This is a genomic window from Pseudomonas sp. PI1 (assembly GCF_000812405.1).
GTDB lineage: Bacteria > Pseudomonadota > Gammaproteobacteria > Pseudomonadales > Pseudomonadaceae > Pseudomonas > Pseudomonas citronellolis.
In genome coordinates, this window is the sequence record NZ_JWMC01000003.1 from 25,501 (window position 1) to 48,450 (window position 22,950).

30 protein-coding genes are annotated in these 22,950 nt (G+C 55.4%); 26 read left to right on the forward strand and 4 right to left on the reverse strand.

Annotated elements, in window-relative coordinates:
• Nucleotides 1-444: 444 nt before the first annotated feature.
• The 10 genes from RN02_RS00730 to RN02_RS00765 all read left to right on the forward strand — a co-directional run bounded on the left by RN02_RS00730 (nt 445) and on the right by RN02_RS00765 (nt 5,698).
• Complete coding sequence (locus RN02_RS00730) at nt 445-1,161, forward strand: hypothetical protein (protein WP_010792700.1); 717 nt, start codon at nt 445-447, stop codon at nt 1,159-1,161.
• Nucleotides 1,158-1,613 carry a hypothetical protein gene (locus RN02_RS31875; protein WP_019437999.1) on the forward strand — a complete coding sequence of 152 codons (456 nt, stop codon included), beginning with the start codon at nt 1,158-1,160 and terminating at the stop codon, nt 1,611-1,613. Before RN02_RS00730 ends, RN02_RS31875 begins: the two co-directional genes overlap by 4 nt.
• Nucleotides 1,610-2,020, forward strand: coding sequence for a helix-turn-helix transcriptional regulator (locus RN02_RS34630; RefSeq protein WP_010792699.1), 411 nt, complete (start codon nt 1,610-1,612; stop codon nt 2,018-2,020). The genes RN02_RS31875 and RN02_RS34630 overlap by 4 nt, the downstream gene beginning before the upstream one ends.
• Nucleotides 2,021-2,072: 52 nt before the next feature.
• A complete protein-coding gene (locus RN02_RS00740) occupies nt 2,073-2,282 on the forward strand; it encodes a hypothetical protein (protein ID WP_010792698.1) in 210 nt (69 codons plus the stop codon).
• Nucleotides 2,283-2,293: 11 nt separating this feature from the next.
• Nucleotides 2,294-2,980 carry a hypothetical protein gene (locus RN02_RS00745; RefSeq protein WP_043312585.1) on the forward strand — a complete coding sequence of 229 codons (687 nt, stop codon included), beginning with the start codon at nt 2,294-2,296 and terminating at the stop codon, nt 2,978-2,980.
• A 12-nt stretch (nt 2,981-2,992) separates the two neighbouring features.
• Nucleotides 2,993-3,220, forward strand: coding sequence for a hypothetical protein (locus tag RN02_RS31880; protein WP_010792696.1), 228 nt, complete (start codon nt 2,993-2,995; stop codon nt 3,218-3,220).
• Nucleotides 3,221-3,332: 112 nt separating this feature from the next.
• Nucleotides 3,333-4,253, forward strand: a complete 921-nt coding sequence (gene rdgC, locus RN02_RS00750) for a recombination-associated protein RdgC (RefSeq protein WP_010792695.1) — start codon at nt 3,333-3,335, stop codon at nt 4,251-4,253.
• A 45-nt stretch (nt 4,254-4,298) separates the two neighbouring features.
• Nucleotides 4,299-4,544 (forward strand): hypothetical protein, encoded by a 246-nt coding sequence (locus RN02_RS00755; protein ID WP_010792694.1) that lies wholly within the window; start codon nt 4,299-4,301, stop codon nt 4,542-4,544.
• A gap of 6 nt (nt 4,545-4,550) precedes the next feature.
• Complete coding sequence (locus RN02_RS00760) at nt 4,551-5,255, forward strand: hypothetical protein (RefSeq protein WP_010792693.1); 705 nt, start codon at nt 4,551-4,553, stop codon at nt 5,253-5,255.
• Complete coding sequence (locus RN02_RS00765; protein WP_010792692.1) at nt 5,252-5,698, forward strand: hypothetical protein; 447 nt, start codon at nt 5,252-5,254, stop codon at nt 5,696-5,698. Before RN02_RS00760 ends, RN02_RS00765 begins: the two co-directional genes overlap by 4 nt.
• Nucleotides 5,699-6,638: 940 nt before the next feature.
• Here the strand turns inward: RN02_RS00765 and csrA are convergent.
• Complete coding sequence (gene csrA / locus RN02_RS31890; RefSeq protein ID WP_010792690.1) at nt 6,639-6,815, reverse strand: carbon storage regulator CsrA; 177 nt, start codon at nt 6,813-6,815, stop codon at nt 6,639-6,641.
• Between the two features lie 157 nt (nt 6,816-6,972).
• On the opposite strand from csrA, the gene RN02_RS00775 reads away from it, so the two are divergent.
• Nucleotides 6,973-7,407 carry a hypothetical protein gene (locus RN02_RS00775; RefSeq protein ID WP_010792689.1) on the forward strand — a complete coding sequence of 145 codons (435 nt, stop codon included), beginning with the start codon at nt 6,973-6,975 and terminating at the stop codon, nt 7,405-7,407.
• 47 nt (nt 7,408-7,454) lie between these two features.
• Here the strand turns inward: RN02_RS00775 and RN02_RS00780 are convergent, their stop codons facing one another.
• Nucleotides 7,455-7,814, reverse strand: coding sequence for a histone-like nucleoid-structuring protein, MvaT/MvaU family (locus RN02_RS00780; protein WP_010792626.1), 360 nt, complete (start codon nt 7,812-7,814; stop codon nt 7,455-7,457).
• A gap of 131 nt (nt 7,815-7,945) precedes the next feature.
• On the opposite strand from RN02_RS00780, the gene RN02_RS31895 reads away from it, so the two are divergent.
• On the forward strand, nt 7,946-9,040 hold the full coding sequence (locus RN02_RS31895) for a replication protein (protein WP_155362354.1): 1,095 nt from the start codon (nt 7,946-7,948) through the stop codon (nt 9,038-9,040).
• Nucleotides 9,041-10,044: 1,004 nt separating this feature from the next.
• Here the strand turns inward: RN02_RS31895 and RN02_RS33655 are convergent.
• Nucleotides 10,045-10,215, reverse strand: a complete 171-nt coding sequence (locus RN02_RS33655; RefSeq protein WP_153274580.1) for a hypothetical protein — start codon at nt 10,213-10,215, stop codon at nt 10,045-10,047.
• Nucleotides 10,216-11,002: 787 nt separating this feature from the next.
• Here RN02_RS33655 and RN02_RS00790 point away from each other — a divergent pair.
• Nucleotides 11,003-11,401: a hypothetical protein gene (locus RN02_RS00790; protein WP_019484869.1), complete on the forward strand. Its 399-nt coding sequence runs from the start codon at nt 11,003-11,005 to the stop codon at nt 11,399-11,401.
• Nucleotides 11,398-11,730, forward strand: coding sequence for a hypothetical protein (locus tag RN02_RS31905; protein ID WP_021018441.1), 333 nt, complete (start codon nt 11,398-11,400; stop codon nt 11,728-11,730). Before RN02_RS00790 ends, RN02_RS31905 begins: the two co-directional genes overlap by 4 nt.
• Here the strand turns inward: RN02_RS31905 and RN02_RS00795 are convergent.
• The gene (locus RN02_RS00795) at nt 11,727-12,005 is read right to left on the reverse strand and encodes a hypothetical protein (RefSeq protein ID WP_010792621.1); all 279 of its coding nucleotides are present in this window, start codon (nt 12,003-12,005) and stop codon (nt 11,727-11,729) included. The genes RN02_RS31905 and RN02_RS00795 overlap by 4 nt on opposite strands.
• A gap of 188 nt (nt 12,006-12,193) precedes the next feature.
• On the opposite strand from RN02_RS00795, the gene RN02_RS00800 reads away from it, so the two are divergent.
• The 12 genes from RN02_RS00800 to RN02_RS31925 all read left to right on the forward strand — a co-directional run bounded on the left by RN02_RS00800 (nt 12,194) and on the right by RN02_RS31925 (nt 22,820).
• Nucleotides 12,194-12,829 carry a hypothetical protein gene (locus RN02_RS00800; protein ID WP_010792620.1) on the forward strand — a complete coding sequence of 212 codons (636 nt, stop codon included), beginning with the start codon at nt 12,194-12,196 and terminating at the stop codon, nt 12,827-12,829.
• The gene (locus RN02_RS00805) at nt 12,826-13,188 is read left to right on the forward strand and encodes a hypothetical protein (RefSeq protein ID WP_010792619.1); all 363 of its coding nucleotides are present in this window, start codon (nt 12,826-12,828) and stop codon (nt 13,186-13,188) included. Before RN02_RS00800 ends, RN02_RS00805 begins: the two co-directional genes overlap by 4 nt.
• An 8-nt stretch (nt 13,189-13,196) precedes the next feature.
• Nucleotides 13,197-13,661 (forward strand): hypothetical protein, encoded by a 465-nt coding sequence (locus RN02_RS00810; protein ID WP_010792618.1) that lies wholly within the window; start codon nt 13,197-13,199, stop codon nt 13,659-13,661.
• Between the two features lie 384 nt (nt 13,662-14,045).
• Complete coding sequence (locus tag RN02_RS00815; RefSeq protein WP_038405153.1) at nt 14,046-14,459, forward strand: hypothetical protein; 414 nt, start codon at nt 14,046-14,048, stop codon at nt 14,457-14,459.
• 147 nt (nt 14,460-14,606) lie between these two features.
• Nucleotides 14,607-16,439, forward strand: a complete 1,833-nt coding sequence (locus tag RN02_RS00820) for a PRTRC system ParB family protein (RefSeq protein ID WP_010792616.1) — start codon at nt 14,607-14,609, stop codon at nt 16,437-16,439.
• Nucleotides 16,440-16,472: 33 nt separating this feature from the next.
• Nucleotides 16,473-16,967: a PRTRC system protein E gene (locus tag RN02_RS00825; RefSeq protein WP_010792615.1), complete on the forward strand. Its 495-nt coding sequence runs from the start codon at nt 16,473-16,475 to the stop codon at nt 16,965-16,967.
• Between the two features lie 11 nt (nt 16,968-16,978).
• A complete protein-coding gene (locus tag RN02_RS00830) occupies nt 16,979-17,191 on the forward strand; it encodes a PRTRC system protein C (protein WP_010792614.1) in 213 nt (70 codons plus the stop codon).
• A 105-nt stretch (nt 17,192-17,296) separates the two neighbouring features.
• Entirely contained in the window at nt 17,297-18,673 is a 1,377-nt protein-coding gene (locus RN02_RS00835) for a hypothetical protein (protein WP_010792613.1), read from the forward strand.
• A gap of 9 nt (nt 18,674-18,682) precedes the next feature.
• On the forward strand, nt 18,683-19,375 hold the full coding sequence (locus RN02_RS00840; RefSeq protein ID WP_010792612.1) for a PRTRC system protein B: 693 nt from the start codon (nt 18,683-18,685) through the stop codon (nt 19,373-19,375).
• 3 nt (nt 19,376-19,378) lie between these two features.
• Nucleotides 19,379-20,200 carry a PRTRC system ThiF family protein gene (locus tag RN02_RS31910; RefSeq protein ID WP_010792611.1) on the forward strand — a complete coding sequence of 274 codons (822 nt, stop codon included), beginning with the start codon at nt 19,379-19,381 and terminating at the stop codon, nt 20,198-20,200.
• Nucleotides 20,201-20,668: 468 nt separating this feature from the next.
• Nucleotides 20,669-22,081: a hypothetical protein gene (locus tag RN02_RS31920; protein ID WP_010792610.1), complete on the forward strand. Its 1,413-nt coding sequence runs from the start codon at nt 20,669-20,671 to the stop codon at nt 22,079-22,081.
• On the forward strand, nt 22,068-22,820 hold the full coding sequence (locus tag RN02_RS31925; protein ID WP_010792609.1) for a hypothetical protein: 753 nt from the start codon (nt 22,068-22,070) through the stop codon (nt 22,818-22,820). The genes RN02_RS31920 and RN02_RS31925 overlap by 14 nt, the downstream gene beginning before the upstream one ends.
• The last annotated feature ends 130 nt before the right edge of the window (nt 22,821-22,950 follow it).

Consider the following 22,950-nt stretch of genomic DNA (forward strand, 5'->3'; position numbering starts at 1 on the left):
CTCCTATGGATCTCAGCCCCGCGAGTCAATCAACTGCAGACAAGCATGAAGCCATGAACGAAATCTTCGAGTGGGTGGGTACGATTTGCGGAATCACCGGGGCGGCGTTGATCGCTAGTAACGTTCGCTTATCCCCTTGGGGATGGTGGTTGTTTTTGATCTCAAGCCTGGCCTTGTGCAGCTACGGCCTAATCGTAGGCGCTTACGGGATTCTCCTACTCAACCTTTGCTTCGTCTTGACGAACCTGCTTGGCATTGTGCGTGTCTGGCTGCCGTATATGCGTTCGCGTGGTCGGATCACAACCGTCCACTCCGAAATCCACCTCTGATCGAATGACACTCCCTGGGCGGCGTACCAAGAATTCGTAGATTTTTGAGGCACGCCGCTTCTGCCACTCGAAACCTGCACTTCCAATGGAGCCATCTTCAGAGGAGTGCACCAGCATGAAAAACACACGCTCTATTGTCCGGGCCCCACAGATGGCCCTGGATTTCAGCTTTCAGCTACCTACTCACGTTTCCATCAACAGCAGATCTCCAGCGCTGGTTCGCGCTGAAGAGGACGACCAGGTCCAAGCGCCAAGTAAACGCAGCGCCGGCGCAGAACTTGGTGACATGGTGGTTGACGACCGCGTGCTCTCCCAGGGGATCACGACCTGGCGAAGTCTGATCGATTTCGCAATCCGTACCGGACACACTGAACTCTATGAAAGCGAGGATGGACGACAAGGTCTCCGTCGGCCGGGTTTCCGCTATGCCCCAATTTCCCGGCTGCCGGAACGCGCCCCGGAGTATGTGAAAGACGTACTCACGGGCCGGCTCGCATCCTACTTGGAGCAGAAGAAGCTGCATCTGACATCGGCAAGGGTTGCCGCGGACGATACCTTCAAGGCCCAGGTGGTGTTGGATGGCTCAACCTTCCAGATCTCGATCTTCGAAGGACGAAAGCTTGATTCGACCTGGTCGTTCAAGCTTATGGATCTGCCGAGAACACCAGGACTGAAGGCCGACGATGAGGAAGCACAGCAGGCATTCGTCGCCAAAAGGATCAAGCGCATCCAGCGAGAGGGCCGTATCGCTGGCGGAGACGCTCGACTGATCAGCAAAGCAGTCATTCGAGCTGTGGAGTCGATCCTCAAGAACTTCGAGGTATCGAAATGACCACATCCACTGTCAATCACCAGGTGATCCAGCATCTCTTGGGGAGTGGTCACCCAGATCTGAAGTATGGCGGAGTAACCGCCGGTCTGGTCGCGATCGCGGCCGAGGAGGTTGCAGGTCAACTCCTTGATTTCGGATTCCGTCTCCATTCGGCTTTTCAAGATGGGTTGGCTGTAGTCCAGAACTACTACGAGCCACGTTCCGGCGCTTACATTCCAGACGTTGGGCTCTCAATCGGAATATTTGAATGCAAGGGATCTCCAACCCTGAAGGTGATGCTCAGGGTAGCCCCACCCTCTGCTGATATGCCTCCCGGGCCGGATGGTCTATTCGATCCAGCAATACGAGTACGGCGGGTTTGGTTCATGCCGCTGAATGATGCTGCAAGACCTTCAGACCTGGTTGAGTACCTACGCAAGTTCCCTGGCCAGAGCTTGAGGGCTGCAGCATGAGCACTCCGAGTCGCCCGTTAGTAACGCCTATAGACCTGGCTGCACTCCGTGAGGCGTTTCGGCTGAGCCAGCAACAGGTAGCCGAGATTCTGGGGGTTCATCGAACCACCGTAATCGACTGGGAGAAAGGGAACCAACCCAACTGGCTACACCTGGCCTGCCTGGGGATTCCTACAACCCTGGTGCTTCGCAGCGCAGTGTCGGCGCTCACTGCCGAGGACCTCATTTCAGCCCGCGGTTACTTGAACCTCGAGCAGGCCGAGCTGGCATGTCACCTAGGTGTTCACGTCCGAACGGTCCGAACCTGGGAGAGCAAAACTCCTCCCACCTGGTTACCGATTGCGCTCATCGGCCTTTCGCTGCAGTTACAGGCCCCCTTCTGGCACGCCCGCATCGCGACAAAATGAGCACAACCCAAAGGCACTCCGCCAGCGGTACAGCGAATAGGAATTCAAGAGCATGATCACCCTCAGCACCCCAAATGGCCCAACCGTTCAATACGCCAGCACCGATATTGCAGTGGCCATGATGGACTTCGCGCGGACACACATGACTGGCTACCTGGTCCAGGCGATCGAAGACCCAGAGGCCAAGTTCGGCATGCGCTTCGAAGCAATCCAAATCAACAACGAACTTACCTCCACCTCCACCACCATCACCGTGCACTGAAGGACACCGAGATGACACTGGCAAAAACCACCAGTTCGACGTTTACGGTTGACGTCCTGGGGGACCAAAAGGTGCCTGGTGACCTGATTCACCATGCCTTGATGCAATTTCTGGCTGACTTTTCCATCAAGGTCAACGAAGTCAGTACCCGGGAACTGGGTGTCGCTGAGACCTTGCTCAGCTGCGCTGAGCACGGCAGTGATCCGTCCTTCTTTGGTCTGCAGGTCGATGCCGACCGGCTGGACGAGACGATCCATACCCAGCTCGAGCGGTCGGTAACTAGCTCCCTCAATGAGGGGGTGTTGAGCCAGATCAGTTGGGTGCTGACCCATCGGGGCCCCGACGCTGCGCTGGACATTCTCGGTGAGCTCGAGATGGCCACGAATCATGCAGTAAGCAGTTTCGGCAAAGCGATGATTCGCGAGGTCTCTCTTTGGGTAATGCTCGAGGACAATCGACCTCTGTCGTTGATCTGGAGCCAGGCCACCATTGATGAGTATCAGAAAGCTCAGTTGGCGACACGAAATGATTATGTCGACATCGATAGCCTTTTGACTGATGTGATCCTGGGCCTGGTCGGTCAGACCGGAGCCACTATCTGCAACCGTACGGTATTCGAGCGGGTGCAGTGGCTGTCACAGGCCATCGGCCCGCAAGCCGCAAATGGTGTACTCGCTGACTTGACCCTTCTTACCTGACCGGGAGTTCACATGGCTCGCATCACTTTCATGACTGATCGAGTGATCAATGGAAAGAAAAGCTACCACGTGACAAAGGATGGCCCGTGTGTAGCCACCATCTACTACGTCGACAAGGCTGCTCTCAAGGAAAATGGCGGCGGGCTTAACCGACCTCATTGGGTCCTGAAGCATTTATCAGGAAGAGTCGATCGGCACCCCTCCCTTGCAGAAGCGAAACTCGACGCGGCCAAAATTTAGCCTGTCGATGGCTACGTGGCGGCACTGATGAGAATTCCAGCCACGTTGGTTGAGTTGAACTGATCAGTGCCATCGTTACTCTGGCTGCCTCCCCTGATAATGAGGCAACCCCATGTGGTTTAAGCATCTGCTTGCGTACTCCCTTACCCAGGACCTGCAACTCACCGCGGAGGTTCTCGAACAGGCATTGAAAGGCAAGCCTGCTCGCCCCTGTGAGAATCAGGAACTCACTACCTACGGCTTTACCGCCCCTCTGGGAAAAGGGCCTGATGCGCCGCTCGTGCACGCGAGTCAGGGCTTTTTCCTGGTAGCGGCGAAGAAGGAAGAACGCATCCTTCCCGGCAGCGTGGTAAACGATGCGGTCAAAGAGAAGGTCGAGGAAATCGAGACTGCGCAGTGCCGGAAGGTCTACAAGAAGGAACGTGATCAGCTGAAGGACGACATCATCCAGGCTTTCTTGCCACGCGCGTTTGTGCGCCGCTCCACCACGTTCGCGGCAATTGCTCCAAGTCTGGGGCTGATCCTGGTTGATACCTCCAGCGCAAAAAAGGCGGAGGACCTCCTTTCCACACTCCGCGAGGTCCTCGGGTCCCTCCCGGTGCGCCCGGTCAGCGTCAAGGTCGCCCCAAGCGCTACCCTCACTGACTGGGTTAAAACTCAGAAGGCAGCCGGTGACTTCCATGTCCTGAGTGACTGCGAGCTTCGAGATACCCATGAAGACGGTGGCTCGGTCAAATGCAAAGCTCAGGATTTGACCAGCGAGGAAATCCAACTTCACCTGTCCGCGGGAAAGTTGGTCACCCAGCTGGCGCTGGCCTGGTCGGATAAGCTGTCTTTCATCCTTGACGACAAGATGGCTATCAAGCGTCTCCGGTTTGAAGATCTCCTGCAGGATCAAGCAGAACAAGACGGCGGCGAGGATGCCTTAGCCCAATTTGATGCCAGCTTCACCTTGATGATGCTGACTTTCGCCGAGTTCCTACCAGCACTCTTCGAGGCACTAGGCGGTATCGAGGTTCCGCAAGGCGTCTAACCTAGAATGCCCATCGATCGATGGGCATTTTTCCAGGAGCACTGAATGTTCAGCCCCAAGCAGTTCGCAATGAACCATCTCGGTACCGACGAGCTACCTGACACCCTAGCGATGGAGCAGGTACTGGACCTTCTGCTAGCTGCCCATACCGCAGCAGGTGATCAGCGTTCTGACCTCGACGAGTCTCGCATCAGGGATCTGCGTAAGGCACTGGCTGACATCGAAAGCGCTACCAAGGACCCGGTCTCTGCTCTAGTGGCAAAGCGGGCCCTTACCAACGATGAGGATTAAGAGTCCATGACTCAAGACGTCACCAGAAACCTGTGCGCTCGGCCTGCGCTTGAGATCATTTCCAAAGGTCGCACGGAAATCATCGCCTGGAACCAGGTGGTTCAAGGACTGAAGGTCTTATTCAATTTCACCGGTATCGATGTCACCGAGTGGAAAGAGGCAGAACCGGACATGCTCGAACTGAGGCTTGAGCGTGGTAATCAATCCTCGATTATTTGGTTCAAACCTCTGGCAAGGGGTGTCACCGACATGCCGGTTTTTCCTGTGATGGTGGGTGCCAAATTCATGGCATGCAAACCGTCCGCCACGCCGCACGACGACTGTGAGATCACCTACTTCTACTTGCCTTGGGACTGCACGGCACAGGATCTGATCGATATCGCTTTCGGCGAGGTCACCTACCCGTGGATCGAGACAGTCCAGAACTTCTCAGCTGCCTACGCTATGTCAGCTCCCATCGAGCGCTTCCCTCGGTGTGCCCTCGTCATGCTGATGGATAGCAGCACGAAGGACGATCAGCGTGGCTCGGTCTACTTCAAGCTCTGGCATCAAACCGAAAACTCAGTAGAACTCCTGGAGCTGGAGCATACCAACAGTCCATTTTCAGCTGCTGAGCAAGCGAAGCAGCTTGGCTATTCCCCAACCGTCTACCGCTGCCACAGCGGTTGCATCGTCCCATTTCTACCCACCAGCGGATTCGATTTCCTATGAACATGCGCGCGGCCTTTGCCGCACTTTTGACTCTTAGTCCCATGGCAGCCGGCGCGGCGGATCTGCTTGAGTTCAAGAACCCGGTTTCTTCGGAACTGCGTGTAGAGGCTATTCTCTGCAAATCTCCGGAGTCGCTTTTCCTGCTTTACGAAGGGAGCACGCTTGCGATGAAGGGTGGCGGACAGAATGCGTTCCAGTCCTACTTCCAAGCCTCCGCCACGGCCCTGGAGAAAGCTGGCGAATGTGTTCTGGAAAAGGAACCACAGAAGGTCAAGGTGACGGCTATGGCCACACTGACCAACCCACTCAAAATGCCCGCCGGCGGCAAAGTCTACGGTCGGTTCAACATGAAGGGGCTTAACCGTGATGTGTATGCAATGTCGGAGGACCTGCCAGGGCTGACCGCCTACATCAACAAGGCGGTGAATACTGCCGACAAATAGCAACTTAAAATCGATGCGTACTTGATCATTTTGACGGGTCCGCACATTTACTGTCGCGCCTCCTATCCGCGCGGCTGCGAGGGGAAATTGAAAGTCTCTGCACTCCTTCATCGCTATAACGATAGCGTTGAGCGCCGTCAGTCACATGCACTTCAGCTCGACACCCAGATTCGACGGTTGGAATCATCCACCCGTCGTTCAGGTGGTCGGCTGGAAACCCGGCTAAGCCTTGCTCGTCATCGAAGGGACAACCTTGATCGAGAGCATCGTGCTGCAGCTGACTGGAAAACGACAGTCGCGGTACCGCTATTCAACATCCTGTCAAAGCAACTGGGTCGGTATTACCGCGGAACCATCCTTGCCGGGGACACAGCAGATTCGTTGCGAATCAGCTTTCGCCTGGCCCCTGATACTGATCAGATGGTTGGCCCCCGAGCACTCACAATCACGATGCAGCCGGAGGGTGCGCCGCTTAGGCTCTCGATCATTCGGGCCGTATGTGATGAGCATGGCCGGTGGCACGAGGAACACCTCTCCTCAGATACCCGTATCGCTGATTTGGCGTCTTGCATGATGGAAAAAGCCCGGCAGTGAGCCGGGCTTTTTTGTCGTATTTCTTCAATTTGGTGAGGGCTCAGATTCCACCCACTGCCTTACGGCTGGGATGCCATAGGCGTCTTGTTCGATCAAGTAGACGTTGGTAATCAGCTCACCCGGCTGCTCTACACACCCTTTTTCCGATGTGCATATCTTGGGGGCCTTCTTCACGTATGGCGTTTCCTGGCGGCACTCTATCGCTGACCACTTCGCCTTGCAGACGAACCCCTCTAATTTGAGGTCCTCGACCAGGTTACGTGTGGTTGAGCTCGGGCTCTGAATCCAACCCGCGGCGCACCCAGACACCAGAGCTGCCCAGATGATGAGAGAAGAACGCATCAGATTACCGAGCAACATTTTCTTCCTGGATACGCTGATAGATCTCTTCGCGATGGACTGGCACATCTTTCGGGGCATTGATCCCCAAGCGAATGTGACCTTGATTGTTAGCCACCACGGTTACAGTGATGTCATCACCGATGTTGATGGTCTCGCCGACGGTACGGGTCAGGATGAGCATAGGGCACCTTCTTTGGTGGTTGATCCATGACTCACCTTAACGACTGAATAGTCCTGGTACCAGCAAAGAGGGGGGGCGGATTTCAGGACTGCGTTTTGACTTGGAATCATCCGCCCACTGGTTAATCTCGGCCAGTCATCATTTGCCGGATCAGCATGTGAAGCAGGTAATCCCCCACAAACGACTGATACTCATCGTGAGTTTCGCAGCCTCTATCGCGGCTACGATTGGTGCGATTCAGTACAGCCACACAACGCCAGGCGCGTTGCCGGTAACCACCTCCACAGAGTCGAGCGATGAGATCGTGAAGGCTTCAATTCAGGAGGATTTTCTGAAGGCCCCCGCCAAGTTCGACATCTCCACGGCGGCGAAAAGGCTGTCGGACGTCACCATCGAAGGGGGCTATCACATTTGCTCTCCTAAGGACGAGATAACGGCGGATCAGTACATCGACATCTCGCGCATGCTGGACACACAGCGCTCCCATGCTGTCGAGTTCAAAAAAGCGGTTGATCTCGCATTAAGTGCACCGGAAGGCGTATCAGATTGCACCTTCAGGGTGCTGACGCTGATCGATCGAGCAACGCCGTGAAGGGAAATGAAAAAGGGGCCTCAATTGGCCCCTCGGTCACTGGCAGCTTACTGTGCCCAGCCCTTGACAGTATCGGCGCCCCACTTCTCCTTCCACTCCTTCAGGGTTTTGTGGTTACCACCTTTGGTTTCAACCACTTCCCCGGTGTGAGGATTCTTGAAGCGCTTCAGCGTGCGAGCACGACGAGCACCTTTGCGATCGACTTTCTCTGGCGCTCGCCGGTCTGGATCAAGAATGGCGATGACGTCCTTCAAGCCTTTTCCGTAGGAGCCAAGGAGCTCATTCAGCTTGCCGTTGAACTCGGCCTCGGATTGGTATCCAGGGCTGTTGATGATCTCTTCTCGTTGCTTTTGAAGATCCTGGATCTGAGCTTCAATCGCTGCAACCTGCTGGACTTTCGAAACCATTTTGTACCCCTTCCTGTTGTAGTAAATGGCATGCCGCTATGGATGTAATCGAATCACAGAACGACTTGCTCACAGGCCTCGATTGTAATTCGCAATCCCTCTCGAGGAAAGAAACGGGAGTCGTAGCCCGTTTGAATAGCATCAGAAGCAAAGCTACTGGAAAAAGAATCCAGGAGCCTGCGGCATCATCAACCCTGCCCTTGTTCTCGGCATACCAGATCACTCTTGATGATAACGATCTGGGAAATCTGGTGAGCATTTACGATGCGCTTCCACGGTTCGCATGGTCTGGGAAGACTGTACGTTCAGTCGCCGAAATGACTATTGTTAAGGAAGGTACGATTAACGGGGAGCCGTTTCGTGTAATTCTTAAAGCCGTTCCAATGCAGAAACGGCTCAAGGTGGATGGCAAGCTATCTAAGCAAGTAGAAGATGTTGGTGTTTTCCCCGGCGCTCGTGAGGAGTTCGTTGAAGAGGCACTTCGCAAATTTTCAACTCAAGGCAATGCCAAATTTAACGAGGCTGAGTGCTCTGTTCAATTTACTCTTTATGAACTACAGAAAGAGCTTCAGTCGCAGAAGCATACTTATACGTACGCAGAGCTCCGGGAAGCCTTAGAAATCCTCAGCGAAGCTCCTCTTACTATCCAGACTCGGACGGCGGATGGCGAGGTGATTGACATTAAATCGACCTACCTTCCTTTCCTAGCTATTCGTAGTAGAAATAAAAGAAGCTCCGCATACGTGCAGCCCTCTCCGGATGACGACCCTGAGAGTTCAGTGCTTTGCAAAGCTGTTCTTCACCCGCTTATTTCAAGAAGCATCGCAAATGGTGATTACCGGCTTTATCAATACACAACATCCATGGGGCTTACGAATGGCATTGCTCGTGTCCTATACAGGATGCTTTCCTTCAAATGGCGAAACGCATCTCCAAGCCATCCGTATACTTTTTCACTGGTAGATTTCTTATCTAACACTGCCCGAGGACTTTCAAACCGCATGCCGGAAGACTTTCGCGCAATGAACATTGCGTTGGAGCAGTTAGTTAAAGAGAAGGCTATCCAGCGTTACGAACACACCAAAATTGCCAAATCAAAAGGGAAAGGAGCAAAAGACTATACCTACAAACTCTGGCCTACTAATGAGTTTGTTTCCACTATCATCAAAGGGCACCAAGCGGAAGCTCGTCGAGAAATCCAGTTGATGGCAAAGCGGGCGCGTTGACCTGTCGTCTGCCGGCAGCTCACCTGCCGGCACCTCCGCTGGACCTTCCACTACTCAGGTTTAGTCCACGTTTCTTCCCCTGGGAACGACCTTCTGGCACCAATTCTTCTCTTAGACAATCTGCCTATCGCTCAGGAGGTAAGTAGATGTCGGCCGCGCCATCCCCCGCACAAACAATTGCTAGTGCTCGTGAATGTGGGGCACTAGCACCTTTAAACCGCAAGAAGATTCGCGCTCAGTTTGGATTGGTGGACGAGGTCACTGCAGACCATGTCCGTAGGGCGACAGCCCTACTGATCGAGCGTATTCAGGACTACTACACAGTTGTCCAGTACACCGGACCAGGCTACGTATATGGCCGCGTGGACAGTGAATGGCCGTCCGCCCTCTACGCAACACCACAGTTCAATTCCATGGAAGGGGAATGGAGCCATAAGGAAATGTCTCCTACTCATCCGACTTGTACCTCAGAGCGGCTGTTCAATGAAGCGGGATGGCTTTGCCTCGACACTGCTTGTCGGGTTGCGGTGTATGAAATGTGCCTAGAGGTCCCTGAGGCCAAGATGGTCTTGGAGCAGGCCCGATATGCAATCCTGAGCATGTGCAATGATCGCGCATTATCAGAGACGGACTGGAGAAGCTCACGACGCAGGATCGGTACCCGAGGCATACGCAAATTGCTCGAGCGATTGGGCTCGGTACTTCACCTCGTCAACATTGGGATAGGGTCAGTCAGACCGGTTGTTATGGCTCCAGGTTCGACGCTTGCCGGTCTCAAACACATTACCGACTGGTCGATGGGTTCTGAGCCAGGTCGAATGACTGGCCACGTTAGTTGGTAGCCAAACCTTAGTGCATCCCTATTGAGGTTTGGAACATGATTCCTCCTTTCTCCCACTCCTGGTTTTGATCCACCATCACTTCCGGACTCATCGAGCACTGAGGTTTAGTCCACGATTGATGTTTGGTCAGCCTTACGGGCCAGCCCCGGGACACACTGAGGTTCACCCCACGATATTGGCCTGGACCCGCGCCAGGCCAACGTCGCACACGAAGGCTCCGTCCATGATTCTGGCCCCGGCCCGCAACCAGCCCCCGGCGTACACCGCGGCTTCGTCCACGATCTGGACCATGACCTGTATCTCGGCCGCCGCCAGCACCGAGGCTTCGCCCATGATCTGGATCTGGGCCCGCGGCCCGGCCAACGGTGCGCACGAAGCTTCCGTCCATGATTCAGGTCCCGGTCAGCCTCCGGCATACACTCAGCCTTCGTCCACGATTTGAGTCATGCCCTTTACCCCTTCCGCCGGCGGCGCCGAGGCTTACCCCACGGTCCAGTACCGGGTATGTAGCTCGATACCCTGCGCTAATGAAGGCTCCTACTACTCAGGTTTCGCCCACGATTCCCCTTCTTTCTCGGCAGCATCACGTATGCAGTAACCAACCGGATAAATTTCCCAGCGTGGGGGCCCACCGAAAGATACTGAGGTTTACTCCACGATCCCCACTGCTCCAGCGATCGATTCCTGATCCGCTCAACCGGGATAATCCGTCCTAACCGGTTTATCCAGTAGTCAGGTTCACTCCACGGTTGTACTGAGGTTTGCTCCACTCAGGGGTTTTATGGGGTACTTATCTACAGGGCTAGGGTCGATAAAGCCGCTCGGCTACTCAGGTTTCCTCCACGTTTCGGGATGGCATAGTCAGGTCTGCTCCACGATTCGATTCTATACAGTGAAGGTTTGGTCCACGATTCTCTTGAGGCCGACCAAACATAGTGAGGATTGGCTCATGATTCTAGGCAGGTTTGCCTCACGATTCTTCGCTCAACCCCTTGTTTCTAAAGGGATTTACGAGTCTCTCCTATATTCTTCCTTTTTCCTTATATTTCCTTTGTCTTGAGGGTTCTGGCACAAGCAGCATCATGAGGGAATCCACCTACCAATTCAGGAGGTGAACCACATGCCCAACAACAGCCAGAACTCCCTCACCAGCCGGGCAAAGACCTGGCTTTCTGCTCCACGAACTCTCGAGGAAATCCAGGACGCTCATTTGAGGCTGGTCAAGAAAACCCAGAAGGATAAGTCGATCGACCCGCAGGACGGTCGAACAGCTCTCGAGGCACTGATTGAAGGGTACGTGGACGCTGGCGGTGAAATGTTCGATCTGTACCAAGCACCGGAAGAGCACCAGGGTGCCCAAACCGACAAAGCGGCCGTGACGACGGCCTCGGTGATAGATCTGTCCCCGCTTTGTCCTGACGTTCAACCAACTCCACCTTTGACCATGGAGGAGAAAGCCAAGGCAATTCAGAACATCCGAGCAATGCTTGCCCGGCCCAGCCAGGTGTCGCCCCAATGAACGCTCTAGGTCAAGCTCAGCAATGGCTGCAGAGTGAGATGCCATCGCCAGATGAAATCAGGCAATCCATCGACAACCTCTGTCATCAACTCGCAGGTTGCCAAAGTCTCGAAGGACAGAAGGACTTACATGCCGCGATACAATTGCTGATGAAGCAATTCGGGGAGAGTCCTCCAGAGGTGTCACTCCCTGACGTTCCCGCGCCTACAGCTCAGCTCGATATAGGAAATCTCATACCCAATGAAGATGGGGAGGAGGCTTCACTGACCCCTGAAGAACGTCGAGCTCGCTTCAACGCGCTCAAGGATGAGTTGGCAAGACCGTTTTAGGGTACGGCCTGCTTTCGCCCTTTGAGTGGCTCCGCCGGCAAAGCAGGCACCACCTCCGCATCGACGTAAATGTCTGCGTCGAAGAACGCGACGACTTCCTTTAGCTCAGGTGACCGAAGGAGATCCGCTAACCCAGGATGGTTACTCGTGATCGTCTTCCAAGCGTCCTTCCTACGGTTATCGGGTAGTCCTGTAAGGCGCACATACTTCTCTCCAGCTTGCACCGTGGGCACAGAAATCGTCGTGAGCCAGGCCATTTCTTGCGGAGTGCTCATGTCCCCTCCTCTACGGAAAACTCCGACTCTGACAGCCCGTCAGCCGCATTCAAGCCAATCAGCAAGCCTGGATTTCAAGCCCGCGTTTTGGCGTGAATCCATATGCTGGATCGTTAAAATCGTTCTGGTTTCGGAAACCAACAATCCAGGAGCGGGCAATTCCGCCCTGGCACTCGAAAAGGACCACTATGCGAATCATCACGCTCGTTCCTCTCGCTGCTCTGGCCGTAGCCTTGTCGGGTTGCGCTAACAAGGAGTTGCAAGAGACCTCCTACAGTTACGAATCGAAGGCTCACTCCGGGACTGTCCAGGTTGTCGAGCGTACTGATGGTCCTTCGGATCAGTGCCCCAAATTTTGGCGGGATGGGGAGCCGTATCAACCGACCGGGCTGAAGCAAATGACTGGCTTCCGGCTGAAAGTGAATCTCCATAGCGGCTCGGATTCGAGCCACGGTCAGGACCTGGACTTCGTTCTGCCTTCGAACAATGGGCATCAGGTAGTCATGAAAGACTTTCAGAAGGAGCGGTCTTGGCTGCTGGGTGTCGACACAAATGGGCTGGTGAAAACAGGCGAACTTTTCCATTACCCCGAAGGATTCTTCATCCGTGCTGCAAGCCCTCAGATCTCGGACAACACGATCAGCTTCTGCCTCGGGGTGGATCGGATGTACGTACCGCAGGCTGACCTGAACAGCAGCACCAATCCACTGATCCGGTTGGATCGCTTGAATATTCGGTTTGCCGGCGAGAGTGGTGAGGTCGTTCGGTATGACTTCGGGACAGTTGATCCGATTCGGGTGACTGTGTCTGCGGAGGCCCTATGACCCAACTCGCTGCGGCGACAAAGTCGGTTCTGCAATTTGAAGGTAAAGCACTGGCTTGCCCGTTCAGCAAACTGACTGCCAATGAGCTTCTGGAGTACATCCTGGGCTACTACGAGAGTTTGCACCCAAGCTTCATCCGCATCGAGTACCCGGTAGGCAAGGAGGAATTCCTCTACAACATCCTGAAGGATGGCTATGGGTTGGCACCAATTACCAGCTGGGGACCTGCCCAGGTGGAAGTATTGGTGGTCTCAGCCGAAGACCTGAAAGCAACCCCCAAAGACCAGCTGGACCATGACTCGTTCATGGAACAAGCGGCCTGGCGTCTCATCACCCGCACCTTTGCTGAAAAACTGTGAGGACCTCAGTGATCAAGCGACTTCTCCCCTTGCTTCTTGTAATTGCTGGCAGTGCCGAGGCAAGCCAAGCTCAAGTCTCTGTCATCGTGGGTACCAATGAGCCGGAGGTGTTCATTGTGCCGTTCGACGGCCAAGCTCACGAGCTGGACATCCGTGATTCTCATCGCTACCACGCTGCATTTGTCGACCCGGCGACGAAGCGCGAAATCTGCCGTGATGGTGAATACAAGACGGGACTGGTGCTGAAGCTGCGTTCGCTTCCGATCGAAGGAACTGAACAGCCGATCGAGGTGTTGGGGATGGTTTCCGCTCTCAGCGCCATCAATGACGGCGCAAAACTCAAGTGCGGGACCAATCAGGAGGTCAAGCTGACGAACACCGCCTTGTCTGACACTGTTCGGCTGCAGCCCAACAAGACCAAGCCAATGGTCATAGACGGCAAATGGACCGTCTTGCTCAAAATGCAGCGCTGACCTAAACGGGAGGGAATCGAGATGACTTGGAGCTATTTGCGTAGAGACTTCCTCCCTCCCCTGGCCATTTGCACTTTTTGTCGTCGGCCATTGCACAGTGAAAAGGGCATCGTCATCACCGATGAGGTCGGTACCGAAGCTTTCGCTGGCCCCAGCTGCGCTAAGAAGCATCTGGGGCAGCCGGAAGAGCGGCTGCTTGATGTATCGCGCCTGGCCCTACTGGTTGTGGCTGACGAACCAGCGCAGCACAACGAATCGGCCCCAACACCGGCAAGTCCAGCTCCAGAGATAGGGGCTGGAAGTTCACCAACCTCTAGCCCACAACGCCCTCCTCTCCCGCCCATAGACGAGGTAGTGCAATACGTTCGCCTCCGATGTGAAGCAATGAACGGCTTCAAGTTCGCTGTATCGAAGGTGTTGAAGCTGGCTCACGACGAGTACAAACAAAGCGGAGAGATCGAAGATGATCTCCGCAAGCAGATCGGCGGCGCTATGCGTAACGCGGCGGCCAACAAATCGGTCCTGAGCCCAATCAACGTCAAACGCTGCATTGGCCTCAACCACTGGCTTGTGGAGGCGGTTCAGCACACGAATAAGGATCGACGCGAGTTCCTGGAGCAGATGCAAACGCACCTCCACCGTTTCTGGATGCTCACTCCAAAGCAGATGGCCGCGATAAATCGTTGGGGCGAGCACATCCGGAAGCGAATAGACGATTTCCCGCTCCTCGATGAGGAAGCGTTCTCAGGCGTCACCCTTCCCGAGTTCATGCAACGGAATCCATCCAGCCGCCGATAAGTTCAACCCTCCATATCGGTTTGGAAGCGGGGACATCAAAGCCCAAGCCGCTAGGCCCTGCCCTGCGGAAAATAATTGCGGCCCGGTTCTGCCACACACCGATACCCCTGAAAGTTTGCCCATCGCAAACACACAGAGGCACTCACCATGACCGCCGTGATTCAGCACATCCCCACCCAAGACGCAGCCTCCGCAGAACAGGCCGATATGCAGCATGTAGCTGTTGCCCGCATTCGCCGCAACCCTACAGTCGATCCCCGTAAGGGCCGGAACACCGCTCTCTACTCTCAGATCAAAGAGAGCATCCGTCAGCATGGGGTACAGCAGCCGATCATCATCCGCCCGGTTGATGAGCCCGAGTTCGACTATGAGGTAGTCGCAGGCAACACCCGCTGGCAGGCTTCCGTCGATCTGGAACTCCTGACAATCCCAGCGATCATCCGTGACCTCACTGAGGCTCAAGCACGGATCATCGCGGCCATCGAGAACATGCAACGTGCGGATTTGACCCCGATTGAAGAAGCACAGCATGCCGTTGTTGTTCTGGCTGACTGTGGCAACGATCACGCGGAGGTGATGAAGCTGCTTGGCTGGTCCCGTACCCGCCTCGATAGTCGGATCATGCTTTCCCGCGCCTGCCCGGAAGTCCGCGATGCTCTGCTGCAAGGTCAAATTAAGATCGGCCACGCTGAATTGCTGTGCCGTCTGGTGGAAAGCGAGCAGGCGCCCATCCTGGCCAAGATCATCGATCAAAACCTGACGGTTAAAGACACCCAGGACCGTCTCTTTACGATTGCCCGCGATATCTCGTCCGCTCGCTTCGATACCAAGGACTGCGCGTCATGCCGCCACAACTCGGCTGCTTACGTGGACCTGTTCGATACCTCAGTAGCCGGTGCCAAATGCCAGAACGCCACCTGCTGGAATCAGAAAGCTAGCCAACTGATCGAGGTCAAACTCATCGAGGCCCGTGACGAGTTCGGGGTAGTGCATACCGACCTGACACTGCCAAAGGACGGCTATGTCCAACTGGAAGCGAAAGGGCCGAATGGCGTTGGTGATAGCCAGATCACGGCCTGCCTGTCCTGCTCCAACTATGGGGCCGTCGTGAGTACCACAGCGGGTCACGAAGGGACCGTTGCAGGAGGCTACTGCTTCGACCGTAACTGCAACAAGGACATGCGTGAAGCCTACAAGGCCGCACTCGCAGAAGCGGCTGGGCAGCAAAACACCCATGAGCCGGCTAACAATCGCTCGACTGAACCGCTGTCCAAAACTGCCTCGGCCACCACTCCGGCATCGAAACAAGCTGCGGGCAAGAGCAAGGACAAGCCTGCACAACCGCAGGCGTTGAAAAAGTCCATTCGCCGTGAGGCATTCAACCTCTATGGCCAAATGGGTTCCAAGGCAGTTCAAGGCAATCGCAGGCTCGCCTTGGCCATCGCCGTCGTCAGCATGTACCTGGAGATGCGCAGCAGCTTGCCTCACGAGCTGGCCAACCGGATCAAGAAGAAGCTGGGCATGCCTGAAGCCATGCTGGACAGCAGCCGCTGCAATGTGGAGGTAGAACTGGCCAAGCTGGAGGAATCAGAGCTGCTGGAGCTGCTGACCAATCTCGCCTCCTGCACCACCTTCCGTAACGATAGCGCCGACTCTTTCGAGAAGTCGCTGCCGGGTAGTCAGTCGATTGCCTACATCAAACATGAAGGCATGCAGCCGGTTGAACATTTCCAGATGAGCGAGAACTACCTCAAATCTCTGGTGAAAGCGGGAATTATCGCGGACTGCAAGCGCTCGGGATTCGAGGCGAAGTACAACGAGGTCCACGGCGACAAGGCTTTCGTCAAGCTCTCGACCGAGAAAACAGACACCCTGATCAAAGCGGTACTGGAATTCAAAGAATTCTCTTGGGCCGGGTATCTCCCCGAAGCATTTGAGATTTCTGTTCAGGCCGGTTCTGGCACACGTCGCTCGGCCTAACAATAACCTCATCGAAACCAAGGAGCCGCTCAAATGAACACCTTCTTCACCGCTATCAGCCAGGCGCTGACCGACAGCAACAAACGCATCAACATCGACGTCTCCGGCCTCGAAGGAGGCCGTGTGAAAGTGGTGCTGAGTGCAAACATCGGCCCCACCCCTGCAAAGGCTTCCGAAGCCGAGATCAAACTGCGCGCAGCCATCGCCAAGCCGATGATGCTGTCGGGCACCCCGGAAGAAGTGGAAACCGCGCTGTTCGAGCGTGTCCGCAGTCATGCGGAAGTAGTGAACCACGGCATGTCCGCCCTGGACGAAATCCGCAAGCTGAGCGAGGCGGCAGTGCAAGCATCGAAGCCTGCTCCTAGCGCACCCACCGCCGCGAAAGGGAACAGCGCTGCAGCAGAGGACGATAGCGACGATTCCGATCTGGAAAGTGGCTCTGAGCCGGCAACCAAGCCGTCCGCCTCCCCAGCTCCGTCCCAAGCGGCGGCTCCCGCCCCCTTCGCCAATCTCGCTGAACGATTCTGAGGAGCGACACGATGAGCATCGCAATCGTCACCCTGGACCGAGTGTTCCGTTATGCCGGGCGCGACTTGGACGATCCCGATCCGAGCATGGAGCCGAGCGACGTGCTGAAGCACTACAGCCGCCAGTTCCCACGACTGGTAGGCGCCAAGATTGTTGAACCTATCTCTGAGGGCGACCGCTATGTCTATGAATTCCGTGAAGCCAGCTTCGGAGACAAGGGTTAAGGACGCCCTCTCCACCCTCATGGCGTGGGCGGACGGAGATTCCTCCGCCCGCTCCGTCCCGACCAACCCCGACCACGATCTATCCAACGAACAGTTGAGGCGGCTATGGGCGCTCTTGAACTCTCCAGCTTCTCCCGGAACTATCAATTCCCAAGTTCCGCGCTGAGCCCTCTGGCTCTCCCGCAGGTCACCACGGCCATGCGGGAGGCCCATAGCCGCGCTTTTGGCGAATACAGCCACCTTGTAGATCGCAAGAGCCATGCTGCCTTCTGTCTTGATGCGCATGAAGGCGGCCTGATCAGTGACAAGGAGTTGGATTGGCTCAACGCCTATCCAAACGACTATGGCTTGCACCTGGTCACCAACGAGGTGATCGGGGCCATTGAATCCCGAATTGGGTTCTCAAAGGTCGGGCTGATTCCTGGAGTCAAGCGACGTACCAAGCTCATTGGAACCCCAGCGTACGAACTCCAACCCGCAGCGCAAACCACGCTGGCGTGCATCGAAGCAGGACTCTTCACTGCTGAGTCGGTAGAGGACTTGGTCGCCCTCGGCCCCAACTGTGCCTACCACCTCATACAGAAGGTCGAGCAAAGCCTTGTTGATCTGGCTACTGCCGATTGCCCGGATGTAAAGGATTGGCTCTACCTCGGCGTTCAGGGGGCGAAGTTCATCATCAGTGCCAAGTATTTCAACCGGTACGAGTTGACCTTGCCAGCAGAGGACTGCGAGGAATTCCGTGAGGTAGCAGTCTTCCTTTTCAAAGCACTGGACGCCATGTCCACGTACCTTGTTCATTTCCACACGCCATCCAGCTTCATGGGCGTTTACAGCTACGACAATCATGGGTTGGCGGACGCATATGGTGCGATCAAAGAACGCATTCAGAACTCCTCCCCTGAAGAATTGACCGCTTACCTGCTGGAGACACCAGAGGATCAATTCCCCTTTGAAGCATGGCCCATGGGGATCGAAGGTGACGACCGCGATGAAGACTACATCGAGGGGGTCGCGTATCAGTTGAAAGAATTGGACAACCTGACTCGACGCACCCATTTCACCTTGACGCATGAGCAGGACTCCAACCACCCAGTCGAAATTCAAGAGTTGATTGAACAGGTTCAGGATTCGATCAACGCAGGCAGCCCGTTCAAGCCTGTTCTGGAAGTGATCAAGGAAGCATTTGAGCTTTGCCATCGGTACGCAGTAGAGGGCAGTCGAGCAATCAGTGAGCACGACCTTCAGGGTTCAGCGGAGGAAGGGGTAGGTGTGTTCGAGACGCTGGTTGTGACGATTCATGGTGAGTACAGCTCGCTCGAAGATGAAGCCTGCAACGGATTCGATGACCGGGTGAGCGGTGTGGGCGATCTGCATTTGGCGCTTCCACTGGATGGAGAGCTTCTGGCACAGCAGACCGTGACGATACTGGACAAAACCAAGCAGTGCGTATCGCTGCTTAGCCGCCTCACCCAAGCTCTCTAAGGAACGAACATGCTCAGTGAAAAAGTCGAATGCCGCGCCATGCTCATCCATCGCCACGTCGAGACCCATCGACTGGATATCACCAGCCATGAGGTCCTGCCACTGGAGGGGGGGAAAACCTTCACCCTTGGTGCTGGCCGAGCCTTTTCGAGCCTGGACAAGGAGGTGCTGATCGACCTCCTTCGTGAAGAAGAACCCAGCATCGAGTTCCTGCCTGAGAACCTGCTGGTGCGGGGCCGCAACAAATTGGTGTGGTACACCGCTCCCCAGGTGCTGGAAATCCCGTTCCGTGGCGAGATTATCAAAGCACCAATCCCCGGCCTCATTTACTTGGCTGGCGGCGTGCTGCGCTGCTATGCCTACAAAGGCAAGAGCCGTCCGACGCCGGAAACTGAACTGCACTTCGCTCCGCTGGGCAACACCTATAACAACGGTACATTCTGCTCAGGTAACGTCAATCTGCCGCGAGAAATCCTGATCGAGAACATCCCCATCTGGCAGCGTTTTGTCTTGGAGAGCACGAATACCCACGGCGGAGGGGTTATCCCCCTAAAGGGTATCAAGGACTTCAAAGAGTTGGTGCAGTTCTACCGCGACCTTTCAGCCAAGCAAGCGAAGAAGTTCCCTGACCGTTGCCTCAAGCTCTCGGAAGTCAAAGGTAAGCCTCTGACCCTAAAAGCAGCAATCAATGGGGAGGGTTGAGTCATGGGGGCCGTTCAGAATTTGATCCCGGAAACCATCAGCTTCAAGACTCCAGACTCATGGCTGTCGAGCGCGCCACGAATTGTCGTCATCGGGGCTGGTGGGAACGGCAGCGAAGTAGTGGATTGCCTCGCCCAGTTCCATCACGCCATGATTTCGCTCGGGCACAAGCATGGCCTGCATGTCACCATCATCGACGACTCCGTTGTACGCGAACCGAATCTTGTACGTCAGCGTTTCTGGCCTTGCGACCTCGGCCAGTACAAAGCAATCAGTCTGGCCAATCGATACAACCTGATGCTGGGGATGAAATGGGAGGGACTCCCCTATCGCTTCCCCTCTCGCGCAACTGATGACGCTATCGGCAATGCTGATCTCATCATTTCAGCAGTAGACCTACCCTCGGCCCGTGTGGCCATCGGCGCCTGCGAAGCGGTCAAACATAACTGCATGTGGCTCGACCTCGGGAATGGACACCGTCATGGTCAGGTGGTTTTCGGTGGTATCAACAAAGTCATGCGCGACCGATTCCCGAATGTCCTCGACGCCTACCCGGAAATTCCATCGTTGGAAGATGACCACACCAAATCTTGCTCAGCAGCCGAGTCCATTCGTACTCAGGACTGCCTTGTGAACCGTGCGGTGACCACGGCAGGGATGGGCATCGTGTGGGAGTTACTGCGTACTGGTGAAACGTCCAAGCATTGGCTTGTGCTGAACTTGGGCACAGGAGAGCAGATGAGTTACCCCTTCCCTCCTCCTGCGCCAAAACAGACGAAGGCAACAGGCAAGAAAGGGAAGGTATCGAAACTCAGAAAAGTGTGAGCTGGTTGTGGGAGACATACATGGCCTCCAGCGCAGCCTGTGGTGATACGTCGGCAGGCTGATCCGGGAGCGCGGCAAGTACCCGCTCCCGATATCCTGAGCGCAAATACGCCGTAGTACAGCGAGGGCAGATTGTGAACGTGTGAAGGTGGGGTAGGTCGCCAGTGTCCACATAGGCAATCTCAGGGGAACCCTCCAGTTCATCCCCGCAGATTGCAACTGAATTCGCCGCAAGCACATCCGCCTGCACCGAGGCAATATGCACTCGGCCATCCAGGCAAACCAGGGCAATGGAACCGCCACCATTCAACTCGTGCCACCTCTTTAACTAACTCCTCCCGAGTATATCGAGCAGATTCCAGCATTCCAGCGAAGGCCTTGGTCGGAGCTTCTACTCGATGATGAACCATGGCAGCCAGTTCAGGGGCACCTGGTCCCCACTATTAGGGCGAACCAGGTGAAGAACTCATGCCAACCATACACTTCTACGACACAGTCACTGCCGGGCGCTCTCCAACCGAGGGCCAGGTTATTCGCTTTGACTCGGCGGTCTATCCAGCCCGAGGATCGGTAGACCTCTCAACTACCAACATCAAGCTCCGAGACGACGTATACCTCGATCCTGATGTTGTGATGAATAGTGACTTGGCCCTACTGGCGTTCGACCAGGGTTGCAGCGAAGTAGAGTGGGCCAGGAGGGTCTTCGCGGATTTCACCCGACCAAACACTCTCCATATAGCCTTTGGATCAACGACAAGGCACGATCCATTCATTCGAGCATCCTTTTACCGGAATCTGCTCCCGTACCCCTGCCTGGGCGTACCTGACACTGCCCACTTCCTCGATCTGGATGTACTACTTCGAGCAATTCTCCTGATCCGTCCAGGAGAATGCCCTTGGGATGTTGAGACGCTTACTGGTGGAGCAGCCGGCCTCTACCAGTTCCTCATGTGGGACGCGGGACTCGGCACTGAGAACCGGGCACTTCGGGTCAAAGAGGTTCTTTCCAAAATCTCGGAAGCGAGCCCGAAGCTTCTCCACCATGCCGTCACAGTCAGCTCTCCTTCCCAGATCAAGGCACTCTTGGGCCTTGATGGGGGTGAAGTCTGGGACCTGCGGAGTGTGAAGCCTGTGGTGATGGTCCACCCCTCGCTCCCCGACAATCGTGGCGCAATCCTCGCTATGCCAGTGGCAGCTGACGTGAGTTATCCCGACCTGATCTGCATGGTGGACTTAGAGGCTGACCTTTCAAGCTTATGCTCAGACTCCACGGAGTCACTCCAGCATTTGTCTAGGGCAAACAAAGGGGACCGCTCCGCGCCGCTTTTCCACATCAGTATGTCCCGAATTCCCTTCGTGGCCCCGCTGAGCGCAATTCGACCGGATGATGCTAAGCGCCTGGGCATCAATGTCTCCGCAGTGAAGGCGAACATCCAGCGCCTGACATCAGCGAAACACCTGGTGGCCAGATTGCGGGATGAACCAGTGCTGCAGCTAAACGCACAGCCCGCAGACGTTGACCACCGAATGTGGGCGGGTGATTTCCCTTCAACTGACCTCGACCTAATGCGCCAGCTGCATTCTTCGGGGTTCAATTCCTGGCAGGACCTCCTCTTAACTGGCACTGACCGCCGACTTCGGGATCTCGGTAACCGGATGCTTGGTAGGTACCAGCCTGATGCCCTATCGCCTAGCGACCGAGGAGTATGGCTGCGGCATGTGGATCAGAGAGTCCGGGGAGATTTCAGCGGTTCGTTTCGGCTGGAACAGCTCATGGAACGAGCGGAGGATATGTGTCAGCAGTACCCGACGGCAGCAGGTGTCCAGGGCTTTCGGGAACGACTTCATCGTTTGAAGGGGATGGTCAATGATGGATTTTGAAACACCGCCAATCTTCGACCCATACGAGCACAGACCGTTTCAAGGTTATATGTGCAGCGAAGGCCGGCAAGTGGAGACCTATCTCTCTCTCATGCACTTCATTGAGGCTGAGAAATTCCGCGGTTTGGACGAGGGCTACCGTCGGTACATTCTGAGTATCGAGGACCGCGATGACTTCATCCTCGAAACAGCAGGAATCACCCAGGGTGTCCGCCGACCGGACTGGGATGAGATCAAAGCACCAATGGTCCGCGCAGGGCTCTGGATGCAACTGGTACAGCACAAAGATGCAATGGTGCCGCTCATAACACATCCAGGATGTGAGTGCCCTGTGGGTCTGGTCAATGAGGCGATTCAAGAGATATACGAGCGGCTTCATTCTGGCGATCCATTGCGAAAAGTCTTGCTCGCCGGGGACGATTCGCCTAATGCCTTGAGGAGTTCGTCTTTTGATGAGGTCCTCGATCACATCTTCAACGTCCGGCAGCCTGACGAAGTAATCGTCTCGGCTGATGGCGGGGTATCCATGCGATCTGCTGCTTATGCGGCACGACGCTACATTCCGCTGCGGTTTCTTCCTCGGGTTCAAAGCGCAGGAGAGTTTGCGAAGAACGCGATCAGCCAGGCCACCCATGTCTTTCTTTTGGGCACCAATGGCCAAGCTTCCTTTGCTCAAGCAGCATACGATTTAGCATGCGAAACCGGTCTTGTTGCCCACCAGGTCGAGCTGCCAGCGTGAAGGCCTGGAATCTGGGAGTCATACTGTTCCCCATACTCATGGGAGGGTGCGCGGTTGAACAACCTCGCTGGGTAACGGATAGGCCCGCTGCGTACTGTTACAAAACTGCTGACAAGGTATGTCTTGCGGA